Source organism: Solwaraspora sp. WMMD792, from assembly GCF_029626105.1.
Classification (GTDB): Bacteria; Actinomycetota; Actinomycetes; order Mycobacteriales; family Micromonosporaceae; genus Micromonospora_E.
The window spans coordinates 387,549-405,549 of sequence record NZ_JARUBH010000009.1; the positions used below are offsets into that span (position 1 = coordinate 387,549).

Genomic DNA, 18,001 nt, shown 5'->3' on the forward strand with positions numbered 1-18,001 from the left:
CGGGTGGCCGGACCGGACGACCCGGCCCGGCCACCCGCCGCTACCCCTCGTCCGGGGCGAGCTGCACCCGGCGGAGCAACTGCGCGTTGAGGGCGACCACGATGGTGGACGCGGACATCAGGATCGCCCCGACCGCCGGGCTCAACGTCAGCCCGGCCCAGGCCAGCACGCCGGCGGCGAGCGGAATCGCGACGACGTTGTAGCCGGCGGCCCAGCCCAGGTTCTGCAGCATCTTGCGGTAGGAGGCCTTCGACAGCCGGATCACCCCGGTGACCCCGCGCGGGTCGGACGAGGCGAGAACGACTCCGGCGGACTCGATCGCGACGTCGGTGCCGGCCCCGATCGCGATGCCGACGTCGGCACGGGCCAGCGCCGGGGCGTCGTTGACGCCGTCGCCGACCATCGCCACGGTCAGCCCTCGGGCCTGCAGATCCGCCACCGTCTTGTCCTTGTCGGCGGGCAGCACCTCGGCGAAGACCTCGTCCACGCCGGACCGGAAGCCGAGATCGGCAGCGACCGCCTCGGCGACCGGCCGGGCGTCACCGGTGATCATCATGATCTTGTCGATGCCTTGTCGGCGCAGTTCGGCGATTGCCTGCCGGGCCTCGGGCCGGACCTCGTCGGCCAGCCCGATCGCACCGAGCACCTCGGCGCGGCCGCCGTCGAGCCGCAGCAGATGCAGTACGGCGGCACCACGCTCCGACCAGCCTTCGCTGGTGGCGGTCAGCTCCGGCGGGACTGAGGCGTCGAGTTCACCCAGCAGCGCTGGGCCGCCGACGGCATAGTGGGTGCCATCCACGTTTGCCTGCACGCCCCGGCCGGTCAACGACCGGAAGTCGGTCGCGGCGCTCATCGGACCGCGTCCGGTGGCGGCGGCCACGATGGCCCGGGCCAGTGGGTGCTCGCTGTCGGCTTCCACCGCTGCGGCCAGCCGCAGTACGTCGTCCTCGGTGTGCCCAGGTGCCGCCGCGACCCCGGTGACGGTGTGCGCGCCCCGGGTCAGGGTGCCGGTCTTGTCGAACAGCACCGCGTCCACGGTCCGCATCCGTTCCAGGGCCAGCCGGTTCTTGACCAGGATCCCGGCCTTGGCCGCCACGGCCGTCGACAACGCGATCACCAGGGGGATCGCCAGGCCCAGGGCGTGCGGGCAGGCGATCACCAGTACGGTGACCGTCCGTACCACGGAGTCGTCGAGGCTGCCGAACGCCCACCAGGCGGCGAAGGTCAGCACGGCGGCGGCCATCGCTACGTAGAACAGCAGGGCGGCGAACCGGTCGGCGAGCATCTGGGCCCGGCCGCTCGAGGCCTGGGCCTGTGCGACGAGGCGTTGGATGCCGGCCAGGGCGGTGTCCTCGCCGACGGCCTCGACCCGTACCCGGACAGCCGAGTCGGTCGCGACGGTGCCGGCCACCACCGGGTCACCGACGCGTCGGTGCACCGGCCGGGACTCTCCGGTGATCATCGACTCGTCCATCTCCGCTTCGCCGTCGGTGATCCGCCCGTCGGCGGGCACCCGGGCACCGGAGCGCACCAGCACCAGATCCCCGGCCCGCAGGTCGGCCACCGTGACCTGCTGGACCTGCCCGTCGTCGGCGACCCGTTCCGCGTCGTCGGGCAGCAGCGCGGCCAGCGCGGACAGCGCCCCCTGCGCCTGGCCGATCGCCTTCATCTCCTGCCAGTGGCCGAGCAGCATGATCGTCACCAGCGCTGCCAGCTCCCACCAGAAGTCCAGGTCGAAGGCGCCGATGCTGGTGGCCAGCGAGGCCAGGTAGGCAACGGTGATGGCCATCGAGATCAGCAGCATCATGCCGGGCGCGCGGTCGCGGACCTCGCGTACCCCGCCGACCAGGAACGGCCAGCCGCCGTAGAAGAACACCACCGAGCCGAGCACCGGGCCGACCAGGGACATACCGGGAAAGTCCAGCGAGTAGCCGAACCAGTCCATCACCATGTGACTGGTGACCACGACTGGCACGGTCAGCGCGAGACTCAGCCAGAACTTGCGGCGGAACATCTCCGGGTCGTGCCCCGCGTGCTTGTCGTGCCCACCATGGCCACCGTGCCCACCATGGCCACCGTGGCCGCTATGGCCACCGTGCTTGTCGTGGCCGGTGTGCTCGTCGTGTCGGGTTCCATCCGTTTCCACGTCGCCACAATACCCCCTAGGGGTATATCCGCAAGGGGTTTCATGAACCTCGTGGTCGACCTGTGCCACAGCGGGTTGGACGGGAGGCCCGGCGGTGGTTACGCGTCGGCCGACACGGACGCCGCGACGATGTACGCCCGGAGACAACCATGTGGGTTCCCTCGATGCCCGTGGTCATCCGACGCAGACTCGTCCCCCGCGCGGCTCCGGGGAACCCAAGGTGTCTCCGGACGGGTACCTCGTCCCGATGGGGTCACGCTGAGTCAATTGCTCGGGGCCTTATCGTCACCACCGACAGCTCACCGGCTGAACCGCCCCGGGCGATCAGGGCGACGGTCGGCGGCCGCCGCCGCCCGGCGGCGGCGGCGCCGAACCTGGCCGACCACCCAGTAGACGACCAGTCCGCCGAGCAGTACGAAGACCGCCACGTCGAACCAGCGGCTGTACCGCTCGACCTGTTGCCACTGTGAGCCGAGCGCGAACCCGGCGCCGACGAACAGCGCGTTCCACACCCCGCTGCCCAGCGTGGTGAAGGCGCTGAACTGGGTCAACGGCATCCGGTCGGCACCGGCCGGCACCGAGACCAGGCTCCGCACGACCGGCACCATCCGGCCGAACAGCACCGCCCACCGCCCGTACCGGTCGAACCACCGGTCGGCCTTGTCCAGGTCCTCCAGATCAACCAGCGGCACCTTGTCCAGCCAGCGTCGCAGCCGTGCCTCGCCGATCGCCGCGCCCAGCCAGTAGAGCAGCAACGCGCCGGCCAGTGAGCCGAGCGTCGCCCCGACCCAGACCCCGACCAGGTTCACCCGGTCCTGACTGGCCAGGTAGCCGGCCATCGCCAGCACCACCTCGCTGGGGATCGGCGGGACGACGCTCTCCAGCGCCACCAGCAGGCCGACCCCGAGCTCACCCAGCCGGGCGATGACATCGGCCACCCAGCCGGTCAGCCCGCCGATCTGGTCCGGTGGGGTGTCGACGGTGACGGCCATGGCGCTCCCTGCGTCGAGGTAAGCCCATCGGGTACCCGGCGGCCGGTGGCGCTACACCTGCTCAACGACCGGCTACGCCCTCATCCGGGTACCGACCGGCTACGCCCTCATCCGGGTCAACCATTGCCGACGGGCGTCGACGTACCGAACTCTCCCGCACCTGCAGCTTGGTGGGCAGGGTGACGGTGGTCGCGGCCCGGTCGGGGTCGGCGATCCGCTCGATGAGCAACTGGGCGGCGGTCTCTCCCAACTGGTACGTCGGCTGGGTCACGGTGGTCAACGCGGGCCGTACCAGATGCGCCCACGGCAGGTCGTCGAAGCCGACCACACCCATCTCCGCCGGCACCGGGATGCCCTGGTCGACCAGGCACTCCACCGCACCGACGGTCATCAGGTTGTTCGCCGCGAACAGCGCATCCGGTCGCGGTCGTAGCCGCAGCAGCTCCGTCATCGCCCGGTAGCCACCGTCGGAGCGGAAATCGGCATGGCGGACCAGCTCCTCCTGGTACGGCTGCCCGGCATCGGCCAGTGCCCGCTGGTAGCCGCCCAGCCGTCGGCAGGCGGTCCAGACGCCGCGTCGCCCGGTGATGCAGGCGATCCGCCGGTAGCCGGAGTCGAGCAGGTGCGTGGTGGCCAGCCGGGCGCCGTGCTCGTTGTCCACCAGTACGGTGTCGATCCGGCTGCCGTGCAGCTGCCGGTCGACCACCACCACCGGCACCCGGGCGGCGGTGAGCTGCCCCAGATCGGCGGCCGGCCCGGACGGGGCGATGATCACCCCGGCGACCTGTTCGGCGAGGACGGCGTTCAGGTAGCGGGTTTCCTTGGCCGGATCCTCGTCGGTGTTGCACAGCACGACCGAGTAGCCGGCCTGCTGGGCGAGGTCCTCGACGCCGCGGACCAGGGCGGTGAAGAACGGGTTGCCGATGTCGCTGATCACCACCGCCCACAACGTGGTCCGGCTGCGGCGCAGGTTGCGGGCCACCGCGTTGGGCCGGTAGTCCAGCTCGCGCATTGCCCGCCGGACCCGGTCCGCCAGCGCGGGATCCACGTTGGTGTGGCCGTTGACGACCCGGGAGACGGTAGCTGGGGAGACCTCCGCTTTCCGCGCAACGTCATAGATGGTCGCCATCGTTCATCGCCCTCTTCACTTGCTCCCGACCCGGGGGTGCCGGTCACGGACCCGGGACGATGATTACAGACCGGGTACGGAGCGCGATGGTCCACCAGTTCGGACATCCAGGACGTAACGCATGCAGTCCGGCGCTGAGCTGCTATGCAATGACCGTCCACTGTCGGGATACCGACACCCGTGGCGGGCTCCACACCGGACGCCGGCCAGCCGGCGTCCGAACCAGCCCGAGCGTCGGCGGCCGAACTACGCCGTCGCGTCGGCGTCCGGACCTGCCGAGGTTCGGCTGCGCCGCAGCCACAGCAGCCCGATCACCGGCAGCACCAGCGGGATGTAGCCGTACCCGCTGCCAAAGCCCGACCAGACCGTCTCGTCCGGAAACGCCGCCGGCACCGCGAGACTCGCCGCGCCGATGCCGAGTACGCCGACCAGCTCCACCGTGCAGCAGCCGTACGCGATCCGCCGGCCGACCGGGCCATCGATGATCAGCCCGGCGGCCGCCACCAGGTACACCACTGCGGCGAAGGCGGAGAGCAGATACGCCACCGGCGCCTCGCCGAACCGGGTGGCGATCTGCACGCCGGCCCGGGACGAGGCGGCGATCGCGAAGAGAATGTAGACGCCGATCAGCACCCGGCCCGGCCCGCTGCGGGTCCGCGCCGTCCGCTCGGTGCGCGCCGTCCGGCCATCCGTCGACGTCGGGTCAGCCACCGCCGACCGCCGTCCAGGTCTGCTGCAGCCGGACCACCAGCACCGGGATCACCAGGGCGAAGACGCCGACGGTCAACGAGCCCCACCGGGTCGGCTCCATCCGACCCAGCACCCCCGCCATCGGCGGCAGGCTGAGCGTGGTGATCAGGTAGCCGGCGAAGACCGGTGGTTCACCGGGACGCTCCCCGCCGACCAGCGCCACCACGGCGGCCACGGTCAACGCGAGCAGAGCCACCTCGACCACCGCCAGCCCGCCGTACTGGATCAGACCCGGCGGCCGGTCCAACGCCGCGCAGAGCAGCGCCCAGCCGGCGACGGCCAGCGCCCCGACGATGACCACGGCGGCGATCGGCCCGTTCACCGCCGCACCACCGGCTCAGCTGCCACAGTCACGCCGAACACCCTACTCACCAGCTACCGCGACCCGTCGAGGTGCGTCCCGGCGGGCTCGCGAGGCGTTACCGGGCGACCCGATCCGCCGTGTCCGGACGGTGGCTCTCGGTATCAGTCGGAGTCTATAGTCAGTCCCGGACGGTCCGATCCACCCTGGGGAGGGCGTGGTGGTTGGCGTCGGCATCTGGGGCCTCCTGATCGCCAGCTGTCTCGTCTTGCTCGCCCTGCTCGCGCTGGCCGCGTTGGCCGCCCGCGCGGCGGAGCACCCGGCCGACCGGCGGGCGCTGCGGGCCGAAGCCGACGAACTCGCCGCCGAGGCGCAGGCCATCGCCGTCGCGGCCGACAACGCCCGGACCGCCGCCGACCAGCTGCGCGACCGGGCGGCCGCCGCCGAGCTGGCCCGCGACGACGCCTGGCAGCGGCAGGAAACCGCCGGCCGGGCCTATCAGCAGGCGTTGCTCGCCGACCAGGAGGACCGGCCGGCGGCCGTCGTCACCGGTGCGCCGCTGCCCGCCGAGCACGGGCGCGACGTCAGCCGGGCCGCGCTCACCGCGTACCGCCGGGGCGACATCTCGGTGCAGCAACTGCGTACGGTGTGGCGACGGGCCGGTGGCGCGCCGCCGGATCCGACGGCGGCCGACCGGGCCGACCGGGCCGTCGACCGGCACCGCGTCCGCGACCAGGCGGCCCGCCGGGAGTACGACGTGGTCGCCGCCGCCGCACGTCGGGCCGTGGAAGCGGCCTACATCGCCGAACTGAGCGCCGCCGCGCTGGCCGAGGAGGCGGCGGCCGCCGCAGCCGACGCCGAGGAGGCCCGCTACGTCGCGGACCGGGCCGAGCGGTCACACTGAACTCCGGTCGACGAAGGGAAACGCGGCGATGGCATTGCGGTTCGGTCTGTTCGGCACCGGGCACTGGGCGGCCGAGACCCACGCGGCCGGGCTCGCCACGCACCCCGGCGCGGAGCTGGTCGGGGTCTGGGGACGGGACCGGGCGAAGGCCACGGCGCTGGCGCAGCGGTACGGCGTCGCGCCGTACCAGGACGTGGACGCGCTGCTCGCCGACGTTGACGCGGTCGCCGTCGCCCTGCCGCCCGACGTACAGGCCGGGATCGCGGTCCGCGCCGCCGACGCCGGCCGGCACCTGCTGCTGGACAAGCCGCTGGCGCTGACCCTGCCGGACGCCGACCGGGTCGTCGCAGCGGTCGACCGGCGGGACGTCGCCTCGGTGGTCTTCTTCACCAGCCGGTTCAACCCAGCCATGATCGACTTTCTGGCCCGGCCGGCCGACGGTGCCTGGCACGGTGCCCGGGGAGCGCTGTTCGCAGCCATCTCCGAGCCCGGCAATCCGTACGGTGCCTCGCCCTGGCGGCGTACCTACGGCGGGCTGTGGGACATCGGCCCGCACGTGCTGTCGGTGCTGCTGCCGGTGCTCGGCCCGGTCGCCCGGGTCGCCGCGATGCCCGGCCCGGCCGGCGGGGTGCACCTGCTGCTGCGGCACACCGGCGGGGCCACCAGCACGCTGTCGCTCAACCTGGACGGCCCGGTGGCGGCGAAGACCTTCGACGTCACGTTCTTCGGTGAGCCCGGGATCGTGCCGGTGCCGCACCGGGACGTGACCACCGGGCAGGCGTTCCACGCGGCCATCGACGCGCTGCTCAAGCAGGTCACCGCCGGGGCGCCGGGGCACCCGTGCGACGTACGGTTCGGCCGGCAGGTGGTGGCCGTCCTGGCCGCCGCCGACACCGCCCGGGCCGAGCAGCGCACCGTCGACGTCCCGGCTGGAAAACCGGTCGCCTGAGCGATGCCCGCCGGTTAACCTGCCAGGCGTGTCGACCACCTTCCAGGCGCTGATCCTGACCGGCGGTACGCCGGCCGGGTGGTGCCAGTTGCTGACTGCCCGCCCGCGTGCCCGGCGTCCCGTCCTGGCCTGCGGCCAGTTCGCGCCCGGCAGCTGACCGGCAGCTGACCGGCACTCCGCCGGACACCAGCGCTGCCGATCCCGATCCCCCGTCGGCCCACCGACGGGTACCCGTCGCGCGCGAAGCACCCCGCCCCGGCCAGGGCGGTCCGAGTCCTGCCCTTTCTGGACCGGCCGCCGGACCGGCGGCCGGTCCGTGAACCGCCGAGCCGGACCCTGCCGGCCGGCAGACTGGACCTGGCCGTGCCTCGCCACCACCGCAAACCTGACCCGACGGGCAACTTCGACCCGACCAGAAACCTTGACCCGACCCGGGTCGGTGCCGCCACCGGCGGCGCCCGGACCCGTCGGGTCTACTCGCAGACCTTCCTGCACGACCGGTCGGCCATCGACCGGGTGGTCCGGGCCGTACGGCCCACGCCCGGTGAACTGACCATCGAGGTCGGTGCCGGAACCGGGCAGCTGACCCGGGTGCTCGCCCGGGCGCTCGCCCGGGTCGACGGCCGTCTCCTGGCGTACGAGGTCGATCCGAATCTCAGCGCGCGCCTGGCCCGCCGGTGCGCCGATCTGCCGAACGTGACGCCGGCACCCGGCGACTTCCTGGCCGCCGAACCGCCGGCCGAGCCGTTCGCGGTGGTCGGCAACATCCCGTACGCCGCCACCGCGCCGATCGTGCGGTGGTGCCTGCACGCGCCCCGGCTGCGCGCCGCCACCCTGGTGACCCAGTTGGAGTACGCCCGCAAACGCACCGGCGACTACGGTCGATGGAGTCTGCTCACCGTCCGTACCTGGCCGGAGTTCGACTGGCGGCTGGCCGGTCGGCTGCCGCGCACCGCGTTCCGGCCGGTGCCCCGGGTGGACGGCGCGATCCTGCGGCTGGCCCGCCGACCGGCGCCGCTGGTGCCACCGGCCGCGATCGCGGCGTACCAGGGGCTGGTCGAGCTCGGGTTCAGCGGTGTCGGCGGTTCGGTGCCGGCGTCGCTGCGGCGTGGCTTTCCCGCCCGGCGCGTCGACGCGGCGCTGCGGGCCACCCGGATCCCGGTCGACGCCCTGGCCGGCGAGATCTGGCCGGAGCAGTGGCTCACCCTGTTCCGGCTGATCACCGCCCGCTGACCCGTCGCCCGGTGGCGGTGGTGCCTTACCGCCTCAGCCGGTGGCCAGCGCCAGCCACTGGTGGCTGGTGACCTCGGCGCTGGGCGGCACCAGCAGCCGGTCGAGTGTGCCCGGCGTCGCGGCCACCAGATCCCACAGCGCGCCGCCGGGCAGCCGGACCCGGGCCAGCGGGGTGCCCGCCGGATACGGCTGGCCCGGCACCACCAGCCAGCGATGTAGCCGCGCGGACCCGCCCGGGATGCCGAACGACAGCGGAACCATTGCGGTGGTCTCCGTCGACGCGCGGATGGTCCGTGGGCCACTGCGCGGCAGCCACCGGGCGGCACCGTGCACGGTCGCCAGCTCCGGCTCCTCCACCTGACGCAGCGGGCGCTGGAAGGCGTCGTGTACCGCCTGCGCCACGGCAGGCATCCGGGCCCCGCCGCCGACCAGCAGCACCGATCCGATGCTTGCCGGTGGCACCCCGACGGCGGCCAGCATCTGCCGGCAGCAGGCGATCGTGCGGTCCAGCAGCGGGGCCACCAGCTGCGCCAGGTCCGCTCGGGTCAGCCGGTACGCCGGGGTGTCCGGCAGCAGGAAGTCCTCCACCGCCGGGGTGTCGCTGAGCTGGTGCTTGATCCGGTTCGCGAAGTCGGTGACCGCCATGCCGAGCCGCAACGTGGCCGGGGCGGACTGGCTGGCTGCGGCACTGGCCAGCAGCGGCGCCAGCCACTGCTGGCCGTCGGCGTGGATCCGTCCGGCCAGCAGCGCGTCGATGTCCCGGCCGCCGCAGTCGTCGATCGCCGCGTGTCCGAGCACCTCGTGCCAGCGTTCGTCGATGCGCACCAGTGCCGTGTCGAAGGTGCCTCCGCCCAGGTCGTAGACCAGCACCAGCTCGCCGGGGACCGGCGGTGGGCCGGCGACCGGGGCGAACGCGGCCGCGACCGGCTCCGGCAGCAGCTCGACCGGGCCGAGACCGGCCGCTTCGGCCGCGGCGATCATCTGCGCGCGACGCGGGTCGTCCGGGCCGTACGACGCCGGAACCGTCACCACGGTCCGGTGCACCGGGGCGCCGTACCGCCGCTCGGCCTCCGCCCGCAGCGCGGTCAGCACCGCCGCGACCTGCTCGATCGGCCGGAACCGGCGGTCGCCGAGCGTCATCGGCACATCGGCGGCCATGCCGCGTTTGAACTCGGCGGCGTACGCGGTCGGCTCGGACCGCTTCCGCCGCTCCGCCAACGCGCCGACGATCATGCTCTGGCCGTCCCAGTGCACCGCCGACGGCCAGGTCGGCGCGCCGGTGACCGGGTCCGGTACCAGCTCGCCGGTCTCACCGGTGACCACCATCGCGGCGGAGGAGGAGGTGCCGAAGTCGACCACCAGGACGGGCTGGTCAGACATCCCAGACATCGATCAGGCTCCGCTCGTTGGACTCCCAGTTGGCCAGCAGGTGCCGGCTGTCGGCGCTGAACCCGACCCGGACCCGCTGCCCGGTGCCACCCAGCACCCGGAACAGCTCCTGCCCGGTCGACGTGTCCTGCAGGACCACCGCGGCGATGCCGTCGAGCGCGTCGGCGACCGCGGCCCGTAGTTGCCCGTCGGCGCTGACCGCAGCCGTGCCGAACCCTTCCCGCCGGCTGTGCTCGGCGAACTCCGGCATCCGCTGCTCCCACCGGTCGTCGGTGATCCGGTCGATCTGGCTGCCGGTACGCAGGTCCCACAGGGTCGTCACGGTGCGCCGGTACCGACCTACCGCCTTCGCCCGGCCCTCGGCCGCCGCCCGCCACCCGGTCTCGTCGATCAGCACCCGGTGCGGCTCGCCCGGGTCGCGGAACCGGGCGCTGAGCTTGCCGGTCTCGATGTCCCACACCGAGATGAACCCGTCCGTGGCCCAGGCCACCACCGCGAGCCGGCCGTCCGGGTCGACGAACACCCGGCCGGTCGGCTGTGCGCCGGCGGTGTGCTCCGGGCGGAACTCGGCGCGGACCATGTCGTCGGCGATCGCCCGGAGCCGGACCAGCCGGGCCGCCGGGTCGCACTCCACCAGATGCTCGCGGTCCGGGGTGAGCAGCCAGCTGCCGGTGGACTCCAGGTGCCGCCGCCGGGGCGGCGGCTGGCGCTGCAGGGCCACCGCGTCCTTCGCGGTGGCCACCACCAGGACCGGGCCGACCAGGTCGCCCGGGTACGCCTGCTGGCCCAACTGCCGGCCGTGCTGGGCGGCGGTGAGCTCGAAGACCCGCTCGTCGGGGGTACGGATGTGGGCGAGCACCGCCCCGGCCGGGTAGGGCTCGCCCGGCGGCACGCACCAGCGCAGCAGCCGGGCCCGACCGCCCGGGATCTCCCACGAGGTCGGCTCGGTGCGCCACCGCTGAGGCTCGGCGGTGACGGTGCGACCGCTGGCGCCGGCCGCGAACCGGGCCGCGCCGCGCAGCACCGCCAGCTCCGGGTCCGGGCCGCAGCGCAGCGGCCCCGGCGACCCGGCGTCGATGATGCCGAGGCCGGACCGCAGCGTGGTGTGCACCGCCGGCAGGTAGGCGTTGCCGCCGGCGACGACCACCGCGGCCAGGTCGGCCGGTGCGGCGCCGACCGCGCCCAGCACACCTGCGGCGCCCTCCACCAGCCAGCGCAGCGCCGGTTCGGCGAACGCGTCCAGCCAGGCCCGGGTCAGCCGGTACGGCGGGGTGAGCGGGGTGAGGTGATCGACCACCTCGTCGGCGTCGACCAGTTGGTGTTTGAGCCGGCGGGCGAAGTCGATCGCCTCGTGGTAGGCGCGCAGCCCGGCGTCACCGGGTGCGGCGAGCATCGGCTCCAGCCAGGCCCGCCCCTCGGTACGCAGGTCGTTGATGAGCAGCGCGTCGAGCTCCTGCCCGGCCGGGCTGGTCTGCTGAGCGAGCTGGACGGTGTGGCTGCCGTACACCTGCACCAGCGCGACGGTCCAGGTCGCGCCGAGGTCACAGACCAGCACCAGCGCGCCGGCCGGCAGGTTGTCGCCGGTCGTCGGGTCCAGCGCCGCCGCCACCGCGCTGTCGATCAGTTCCACGTCGCGGAACCCGGCGGCCGCACCGACGGCGAGCATCGTGTCCCGACGGGGATCGCCGGGCAGGTAGTCCGCCGGCACGGACAGGGTCAGCCGGTCGATCTGACCGACGTACAGTTGGCGAACCTCGTTGGCGACCACGGTGAGGTACGCGGTGAGCGCCTCGGCGCCGGTGACCTCCCGGTGTTCCAGCCACATGGCCGCCTGGGCGTCGACGGCCCGGCGTGGCCCGTCGATGTACCGCCGCGGCATGGCCCGCTTACGTACCTCGGACGGGGTGCCGACCAGAAATCCCTCGTCCGCCAGACACACCGACGACGGCCAGCTGGTCGCTCCGCTGGCCGGTTCCTTGACCAGGGTCGTCTGGTCCGCGACGACCAGCGCCACCCGGGTGCCCGAGGTGCCGACATCGACCACCAGGATCGGCTCGGTCATGTTCCCGCCCTCACCACAGCAGTTCGGCGATTGATCGTCCTGAAAGTTCCGGGACAGTGTCCGTGAGTGCCGCCGTCACGTCCACCCTGGGCGATGTGCGCGGTACGCCACGGACAGGGGTGAACGTAACGGAAACTGGTCGCGTTGGTGGACCCGCCCCCGTGTGTTCGGTCACCAACCGCGATCGTCGCTGCTGGAACCGCTAGACTCGGCGACTGCGAAGGGGAGTAGCTCCCAACATCGCGGTCGACACACTGGTGCTGCGCACCCGGCCGCGGCGACCCGGCGGTACGTCGTCGGGTGGGCGAGACCTTCGACCCAGGCTGCAGCAGCCGGGTCGAGGTCCGCGTGCCACGATCCGGCCCCGACCGGATGAGAGGCACCATGGACGGCTTCCTTGCGGCGACCGCGATCAGCTTCGGCGTGATCTTCGTCGCCGAGCTGGGCGACAAGTCACAGCTGATGGCGTTGACCTTCGCCACCCGATTCAGGACCTGGCCGGTGCTGATCGGCATCACCGCGGCCACCGCCGTCGTGCACCTGGTGTCGGTCGCCCTCGGATACGGCCTCGGCGTGGCCCTGCCCACCGGCTGGATCGCGCTGGCCGCCGCACTGGCGTTCATCGGGTTCGGCTTCTGGACGCTGCGCGGCGACACCCTCACCGACGAGGAGTCCCGCCGGGCGCAGCGGACCACCAGGACGGCGGTGATCGCCGTGTTCACCGCCTTCTTCCTGGCCGAGCTGGGGGACAAGACGATGCTGGCGACGATCACGTTGGCCACCCGGCACGGCTGGTTCGGCACCTGGCTCGGCTCCACGCTCGGCATGGTCGCGGCCGACGCGCTGGCCATCGTGGTGGGCCGGCTGCTCGGCCGGCGGCTTCCCGAGCGGGTGATCGCGTACGGGGCGGCCGCGCTGTTCTTCGCGTTCGGCTGCTGGCTGCTGGTCGAGGCGGTCGTCGAACTGGCCGCCTGACCCAGCGCCCGTCGATGTCGGCCGGGAGCGCGGCAACACGCGTACCGACGGCCGGTCCTGGGTACGTTGAGCGGTATGCAGCACTTCACGATCGCCACCGTCGCTGAGCAGAGCCCCGACTTCCGCCGGGTGCTCTGGACCGGTGAGCACTCCCAACTTGTGATCATGACCATTCCGCCGGGCGGCGAGATCGGCGAGGAGGTCCACGAGGACATCGACCAGATCCTCACCTTCGTCAGCGGTGTCGGCGAAGCGCTGGTGGCCGGCGAGCGGCAGGCCGTCGCCGCCGGTGACCTGGTCGCCGTGCCGGCCGGCACCAAGCACAACTTCGTCAACACCGGCCCCAACCCACTGGTGCTCTACACCGTCTACGGTCCGCCGGAGCACGCCGACGGTGCGGTGCACCACACCAAGGAGGAGGCGGACGCGGCGGAGGCGTCCGGCCAGGACGAGCCGCCCACGTCGTGACGGCGGCCTCCGCCGTACACCTCGGCCACCCGGCGACGAGGCCGGTTCAGCCCTCCGTCGCCCCGTTGAGCAGTGACGGATCGCGTCGGATCAGCTCTGCCAGGCGGGCCGCCGGACCGTCCTGGGCGGGCTGTCCGCGCGGCGGCCACTCCGGTGGGCGCCCGGCGGTCGGCACCCCGGGCGCCGCCGGGTCGCCGGACGGCGGGTTCGGCCCCACCGCAGGCGTACCGCCGTCGACCGTCACCTGCACCCGGCCGTCCCGGTTGCCGACGGTGAGCTGCACGGCCTGACCGCCGTCGGTGAGGTGGACCGTCGCGGTCAACCCAGGGTGGCGCTCGACCACCTGCCGGACCGCCGCAGCGATCTCGTGCGCCGCCGACGCCGTCCGGTCGTTGCCCTGGCTGACCCGCTTCTGCAGCTGGTCGCGTCGGGCGAGCCGGGCGAGCGCGTCGTCCAGGTCACCACGCATCTGTCCTCCTCTGCTACCACCTCAGGATGGCTGACTCCGTACCGCTCGGTCCAGCGCCCGGTCCAGGACCACCAGCAGGGCGTCCCGGACCGACAGTCGGTCGCGGGCGTCGTACGCGACGACCGGAACGGCCGGGCCGGTCGCCAACGCCCACCTGACCTCGTCAATGCTATGACCAAGGCGGCCGTTGAAGGTATTTACTCCCACCACGAACGGCAGCCCGGCCCGCTCGAAGTAGTCGACGGCGGGGTAGCAGTCGTCCAGGCGTGAGCTGTCCACCACGACCAGTGCGCCCAACGCCCCTCGGGCCAGGTCGTCCCACATGAACCCGAAACGGGTCTGACCCGGGGTGCCGAACAGGTACAGCTTCAGACTCCGGTCGATCGTGACACAGCCGAAGTCCATCGCGACGGTCGTGGTGGTCTTGCCGGACTCTGTGCCGGGATCGTCGACCCCGACGGAGACGGCGGTCATCTCCGCCTCGGTGGTCAGCGGGACGATCTCGGAGATGGCTCCGACGGTGGTGGTCTTGCCGACCCCGAAGCCACCCGCCACGACGATCTTGACCGGGATCGGCGCGGTCCGGGGTGCGGCGCGGTGCCGGGCTGTCGGGGGCGGTCCGGCGGTCGGACGGTCAGGAGATGGCACGTAGTCCACGGATCACTCGCAGGATGGTGTCGGCATCGGCAGGGGCGTCGACGTCGGGTACGTGGACGTCGAGATGGGCGGAGGCGCGGAGGTCGCCGACGAGCACCCGGGTCACCCCCAGGTGCAGCCCCAGCCGGGCGGACAGTTCCGCGACGGAGATCGGGTCGGCGGCGAGCGAGATGATCGCCCGCAGTTCAGGGGCCAGGCCGGATACCGAAGGGCCGGGGTCGAACAGGTCCGGTACCCGGGCGGTCACCTGCGTCTCCAGGTTGATGTCCGGGTCCGCCCCGGTGACCCGGCCGGCGGTCAGCACGAACGGCCGCAGCGTCGTCGGCGCGGCGTCGCCGTCCGACCGGTCCGGCCCGCCGCCGTCGGACTCGCCGACGCCGGGCAGACCCCCGCCCGCCGCCGGGGTGTCACCCGACGGCGGGGTACGCAGGTAGGGGCGGATCCGCGGCTGCGGATCGACCGGCTCGTCCGCCCCGTACGGCGGTCGGGTCACGACTGGACGGAGTTCTTCAACTCGGCGATCAGCCGGGGAGTGAGCGGGCCGCCGGCGCGCCCGGCGAACAGGGTCATCTCGTAGGCGACGGTGCCAAGGCTGGCCGAGCGGTCGGCGATCACCCCCAGCACCGACCCGGAGCTGATCGAACTGACCAGCAGGTAGCCGTCGGCCATATCCACCACCACCCGGTTCAGCGTGCCGAGCGAGTACCAGTTCGCCGCACCACCGGCCAGGCTGGTCATGCCGGACACCACCGCCGCCAGCCGCTCGGCGTTGGCCCGGTCCTTGATCGCGGACATGGCCATCAGCAGTCCGTCGGAGGAGACCGCGATGGCTTCGCGGACCCCGGCTGTACTGGATGTGAACGAGTCCAGCAGCCAGTTGAAGGTCTGCGCTTCGGCGCTCAGCGAGCCGTTGCCGGCCGGGGCCGTCGGGCGTTCTGCGGTGTCCGGCGTGTAGGGACTGTTCATCCGTGCGTTCCTTTGCTGCCGTGCTGGAAGGTGGTGGTGATCTCGGTGAGCGCGCGCTGTACGCCCGTCTCGAATTCGTCCAGGGACTCCTTTGCCTGCTGTGGGTCCGGTGGCCAGGGCTGGCGGTTGCCGGGGGATGCGCTGGCCGGCGGCGGGTCGGGCAGGCTCGCGCCGGGCACCCGCTGGGTGAGGCGGTCCGACCCGGCGACCGTCGAGTCCTGCGCCACTTCCCGCTGTGCCCGCCGTACCCCGGCCTCGAACTCCTCCAGCAGCGCTCGTGCGGCGACCGGGTCGGCCGGTGCGTCGCTGAGCGCCGCCGGTCCGCCGCCGACCGGGTGCTGGGCGCCGGGAACGCGTTGCCGCAGCGGCCCACGTCCGACCGGCTCGGCGGCCGGCGCCGCCGTTGGCTGGTCCGGCGCCCCGGCCGGTTCGACCGCCGTGCCGAACGCGTTCCACGGGGTGCCGGTGCCAAGTGACCGGGTGGCCCGCTGCACCGCCGACGAGTCGAAGCTGGCGCCGGAGCCGTCCGGTCCGCCGGTGCGGACGCTGGCCCGGGCGACGGTCCGGTCCGGACGGAGCCCGCTGGCGCCCGTCGGCGTCGCGGCCGCCGGCCGGTCCCCGGGCGGGGTGTCCCCGGGCGGTCCGCCCGGTGTGGTGCCGATCAGCACCGCGTCGGCCGGGACCGTACCGGGCAGCGGCGCGATGGTGGGCGCGACCGCTGGTGACCGGCTGGTGGAACCGGCGGCCATGGCCGGTCCAGGGGCGGCGGTGGCCGGCACGATCAGATCGGGTCCCAAGTCGACCGTGACCGTGACCCCGCCGCCCGGCGTGGCGGTCAGTTCGACATCCATCGCATGCCGGCGGGCGAGCCGGCCGACCACGAACAGTCCGAGGACCTCGGTCGGTACCAGGTCGAGCCGTTCCCGTCGGGTCAGCCGGGCATTCTCCTCGGCCAGTCGCTCCGGGGACAGCCCGAGCCCTCGGTCGATGACGCTGACCCGCAGACCGTCGTCGAGCGGCCCGGCGGTCACGGTCACCCGGGTGTGCGGTGGCGAGAAGACGGTGCCGTTCTCCATCAGCTCGGCAAGTAGCAGCACCAGGTCGGCGATGACCGACGGCTGCAGGGCGTACCCGGCGGGTGCCTGCACGTCGACCCGGGTGTAGTCCTCGATCTCACCGAGCGCGAGTCGGATGACGTCGGAGACCGGCAGTGGGGCCATGTGCTCCTCGGCGCCGGTCGCACCGGAGAGCACCACCAGGCTGCCGGCGTTGCGCCGTAGCCGGCTGGAGACGTGGTCGAGCCGGTAGAGATGCTGCAGCCGACGCGGGTCGGTCTCCTCTCGCTCCAGCCGGTCGATGATCGCCAACTGGCGGCCCACCAGGTTCTGCGTCCGCCGTCCGACGTGGCCGAACATCTGTGCCACGTTGCGTCGGCTCGACACCTGCCGCTCGACGAGCCGGGCGGCGGTCTGCTGGACCCGCTCGAAGGCGCGGGCCAGGTCGCCGATCTCGTCGGTGGCGGTCACCTCGACCGGGTCGAGGCGTACCGGGTCGGGGCGTTCCGACTCGTCGTCGGCCACCCGTACCAGCTCCGCCTCGGCGATCCGGGCGACCCGGTCGGCCGAGAAAGTGAGCCTGGCCAGCGGCTGGGCGACCGATCGGGCCACGTACAGGCTCAGCGCGACGACCACCAGCAGGACCAGCAGCGCCCCGGCCACCACGCCGTACGCGGTGAACAGAACCTGTTCCTGCCGTCGGGTCACGTCGACCGTGACGTCGATGACGATCTTGCGCTCGACGAACCGGCCGAGGGCGATCAGTGACTCCAACGACGGGAACAACGTGGCTGCGGACAGACCGGCCAGCACCTGCGCCGGGTCGACCGGGGAGCCGTTCTGCGTGCCGGCCTGTGACGCGTCGCTGAATCCGCTGCCGAGCCGCTGGTCGAGCGCCTCCTCGACCAGGCTGTAGAGGGCCACCTGGTCGGCGGTGGCGAACCGGCTGAACCGGGCGGCGTGCTCCTGAGTGGTGACCAGGCTCAGCGCGTACCGGGTGGCGGCCTGCGGGTCGCGGGACCCGACCACCAGCAGCATGTGGGCCGCCCCGGCGCTGATCGCGGCGTCCAGCCGCAGCGCGGCGTCCAGCGCCACGATCTGGCGTCCCTCGGGGGTGGCGACGTCGGCCGAGTCGACCAACTTCAACCCGTCGAGCAGCCGCTCGATGAGATCGCCGTACGCGGTCATCACCTGATCGCTGTCGGCGGTGCGGTCGCGTACCGCGGCCCGGACCTCGGCGAGGCCGTCCACCGCGTCGACCGCCGCGGCCAGCTCGGCGTCGAGCTGGCCACCCAGCTCGGCCCGGATGTCGGCGATCCGGTCGGTGACGGCCGCCTCGTGCAGCACCAGCCGGGACCGGTCCACGCTGTCCAGCAGGTAGCCGATCGCCAGCAGACGTTCCTGCTGCAGGTCCTGGGCGAGCGAGCCGATCTGGCCACCGGCCTGCACGGTACGGACCGTGTCGGCGGCCCGGCCGGCCAACGCGGCGCGGTCGATCACGATCGGCACCGCCAGGGCAGCGACCGCGATCAGCGGGATCATGACCAGCAGGGCCA

Annotated in this window: 18 protein-coding genes; 6 read left to right on the plus strand and 12 right to left on the minus strand. The window is 73.1% G+C overall.

Annotated elements, in window-relative coordinates; genetic code table 11:
- Positions 1 to 40: 40 nt before the first annotated feature.
- The 5 genes from O7629_RS03270 to O7629_RS03290 form a co-directional block, all read right to left on the minus strand.
- Positions 41 to 2,014 carry a heavy metal translocating P-type ATPase gene (locus O7629_RS03270; protein WP_347403713.1) on the minus strand — a complete coding sequence of 658 codons (1,974 nt, stop codon included), beginning with the start codon at positions 2,012 to 2,014 and terminating at the stop codon, positions 41 to 43.
- 431 nt (positions 2,015 to 2,445) lie between these two features.
- Complete coding sequence (locus O7629_RS03275; RefSeq protein WP_278167408.1) at positions 2,446 to 3,138, minus strand: DedA family protein; 693 nt, start codon at positions 3,136 to 3,138, stop codon at positions 2,446 to 2,448.
- A gap of 61 nt (positions 3,139 to 3,199) precedes the next feature.
- On the minus strand, positions 3,200 to 4,267 hold the full coding sequence (locus tag O7629_RS03280) for a LacI family DNA-binding transcriptional regulator (RefSeq protein WP_278167409.1): 1,068 nt from the start codon (positions 4,265 to 4,267) through the stop codon (positions 3,200 to 3,202).
- A 246-nt stretch (positions 4,268 to 4,513) separates the two neighbouring features.
- Positions 4,514 to 4,978, minus strand: coding sequence for a hypothetical protein (locus tag O7629_RS03285; protein WP_347403656.1), 465 nt, complete (start codon positions 4,976 to 4,978; stop codon positions 4,514 to 4,516).
- The gene (locus O7629_RS03290) at positions 4,971 to 5,339 is read right to left on the minus strand and encodes a hypothetical protein (RefSeq protein WP_278167410.1); all 369 of its coding nucleotides are present in this window, start codon (positions 5,337 to 5,339) and stop codon (positions 4,971 to 4,973) included. The genes O7629_RS03285 and O7629_RS03290 overlap by 8 nt, the downstream gene beginning before the upstream one ends.
- 199 nt (positions 5,340 to 5,538) lie before the next feature.
- Between O7629_RS03290 and O7629_RS03295 the strand changes: the two genes are divergently transcribed.
- From O7629_RS03295 to erm, 4 genes are all read left to right on the plus strand, one after another.
- The gene (locus O7629_RS03295) at positions 5,539 to 6,222 is read left to right on the plus strand and encodes a hypothetical protein (RefSeq protein ID WP_278167411.1); all 684 of its coding nucleotides are present in this window, start codon (positions 5,539 to 5,541) and stop codon (positions 6,220 to 6,222) included.
- A gap of 28 nt (positions 6,223 to 6,250) precedes the next feature.
- Entirely contained in the window at positions 6,251 to 7,171 is a 921-nt protein-coding gene (locus tag O7629_RS03300; protein ID WP_278167412.1) for a Gfo/Idh/MocA family oxidoreductase, read from the plus strand.
- A gap of 28 nt (positions 7,172 to 7,199) precedes the next feature.
- Entirely contained in the window at positions 7,200 to 7,328 is a 129-nt protein-coding gene (locus O7629_RS03305) for a hypothetical protein (RefSeq protein WP_278167414.1), read from the plus strand.
- A 206-nt stretch (positions 7,329 to 7,534) separates the two neighbouring features.
- A complete protein-coding gene (gene erm / locus O7629_RS03310) occupies positions 7,535 to 8,404 on the plus strand; it encodes an ErmE/ErmH/ErmO/ErmR family 23S rRNA (adenine(2058)-N(6))-methyltransferase (protein WP_278167416.1) in 870 nt (289 codons plus the stop codon).
- Positions 8,405 to 8,437: 33 nt separating this feature from the next.
- Here the strand turns inward: erm and O7629_RS03315 are convergent, their stop codons facing one another.
- Both O7629_RS03315 and O7629_RS03320 read right to left on the minus strand, forming a co-directional pair.
- Positions 8,438 to 9,793 carry an Hsp70 family protein gene (locus O7629_RS03315; RefSeq protein ID WP_278167418.1) on the minus strand — a complete coding sequence of 452 codons (1,356 nt, stop codon included), beginning with the start codon at positions 9,791 to 9,793 and terminating at the stop codon, positions 8,438 to 8,440.
- A complete protein-coding gene (locus tag O7629_RS03320; RefSeq protein ID WP_278167420.1) occupies positions 9,777 to 11,855 on the minus strand; it encodes an Hsp70 family protein in 2,079 nt (692 codons plus the stop codon). Before O7629_RS03320 ends, O7629_RS03315 begins: the two co-directional genes overlap by 17 nt.
- Before the next feature lie 384 nt (positions 11,856 to 12,239).
- Here O7629_RS03320 and O7629_RS03325 point away from each other — a divergent pair, with 384 nt between their 5' ends.
- Together O7629_RS03325 and O7629_RS03330 are read left to right on the plus strand one after the other, a co-directional pair.
- Positions 12,240 to 12,830, plus strand: coding sequence for a TMEM165/GDT1 family protein (locus O7629_RS03325; protein WP_278167421.1), 591 nt, complete (start codon positions 12,240 to 12,242; stop codon positions 12,828 to 12,830).
- Positions 12,831 to 12,905: 75 nt separating this feature from the next.
- Positions 12,906 to 13,298 (plus strand): cupin domain-containing protein, encoded by a 393-nt coding sequence (locus tag O7629_RS03330; protein ID WP_278167422.1) that lies wholly within the window; start codon positions 12,906 to 12,908, stop codon positions 13,296 to 13,298.
- Positions 13,299 to 13,344: 46 nt separating this feature from the next.
- On the opposite strand, the gene O7629_RS03335 is transcribed toward O7629_RS03330, so the two are convergent.
- The 5 genes from O7629_RS03335 to O7629_RS03355 form a co-directional block, all read right to left on the minus strand.
- Positions 13,345 to 13,767, minus strand: a complete 423-nt coding sequence (locus O7629_RS03335; protein ID WP_278167423.1) for a hypothetical protein — start codon at positions 13,765 to 13,767, stop codon at positions 13,345 to 13,347.
- Positions 13,768 to 13,788: 21 nt separating this feature from the next.
- Complete coding sequence (locus tag O7629_RS03340; RefSeq protein WP_278174383.1) at positions 13,789 to 14,340, minus strand: ATP/GTP-binding protein; 552 nt, start codon at positions 14,338 to 14,340, stop codon at positions 13,789 to 13,791.
- 61 nt (positions 14,341 to 14,401) lie between these two features.
- A complete protein-coding gene (locus O7629_RS03345; RefSeq protein WP_278167424.1) occupies positions 14,402 to 14,917 on the minus strand; it encodes a DUF742 domain-containing protein in 516 nt (171 codons plus the stop codon).
- On the minus strand, positions 14,914 to 15,390 hold the full coding sequence (locus tag O7629_RS03350; protein WP_278167426.1) for a roadblock/LC7 domain-containing protein: 477 nt from the start codon (positions 15,388 to 15,390) through the stop codon (positions 14,914 to 14,916). The genes O7629_RS03345 and O7629_RS03350 overlap by 4 nt, the downstream gene beginning before the upstream one ends.
- Entirely contained in the window at positions 15,387 to 17,987 is a 2,601-nt protein-coding gene (locus O7629_RS03355; RefSeq protein WP_278167427.1) for a nitrate- and nitrite sensing domain-containing protein, read from the minus strand. Before O7629_RS03355 ends, O7629_RS03350 begins: the two co-directional genes overlap by 4 nt.
- Positions 17,988 to 18,001 lie beyond the last annotated feature (14 nt).

Bases quoted from the DNA above. Each gene is read 5' to 3' on its own strand.
- O7629_RS03320 (WP_278167420.1), bottom strand. From the start codon at position 11,855: ATGACCGAGCCGATCCTGGTGGTCGATGTCGGCACCTCGGGCACCCGG.
- O7629_RS03280 (WP_278167409.1), bottom strand. From the start codon at position 4,267: ATGGCGACCATCTATGACGTTGCGCGGAAAGCGGAGGTCTCCCCAGCT.
- O7629_RS03355 (WP_278167427.1), bottom strand. From the start codon at position 17,987: ATGATCCCGCTGATCGCGGTCGCTGCCCTGGCGGTGCCGATCGTGATC.
- O7629_RS03330 (WP_278167422.1), top strand. From the start codon at position 12,906: ATGCAGCACTTCACGATCGCCACCGTCGCTGAGCAGAGCCCCGACTTC.
- O7629_RS03325 (WP_278167421.1), top strand. From the start codon at position 12,240: ATGGACGGCTTCCTTGCGGCGACCGCGATCAGCTTCGGCGTGATCTTC.
- O7629_RS03300 (WP_278167412.1), top strand. From the start codon at position 6,251: ATGGCATTGCGGTTCGGTCTGTTCGGCACCGGGCACTGGGCGGCCGAG.
- O7629_RS03315 (WP_278167418.1), bottom strand. From the start codon at position 9,793: ATGTCTGGGATGTCTGACCAGCCCGTCCTGGTGGTCGACTTCGGCACC.
- O7629_RS03275 (WP_278167408.1), bottom strand. From the start codon at position 3,138: ATGGCCGTCACCGTCGACACCCCACCGGACCAGATCGGCGGGCTGACC.
- O7629_RS03335 (WP_278167423.1), bottom strand. From the start codon at position 13,767: ATGCGTGGTGACCTGGACGACGCGCTCGCCCGGCTCGCCCGACGCGAC.
- O7629_RS03270 (WP_347403713.1), bottom strand. From the start codon at position 2,014: ATGTTCCGCCGCAAGTTCTGGCTGAGTCTCGCGCTGACCGTGCCAGTC.
- O7629_RS03350 (WP_278167426.1), bottom strand. From the start codon at position 15,390: ATGAACAGTCCCTACACGCCGGACACCGCAGAACGCCCGACGGCCCCG.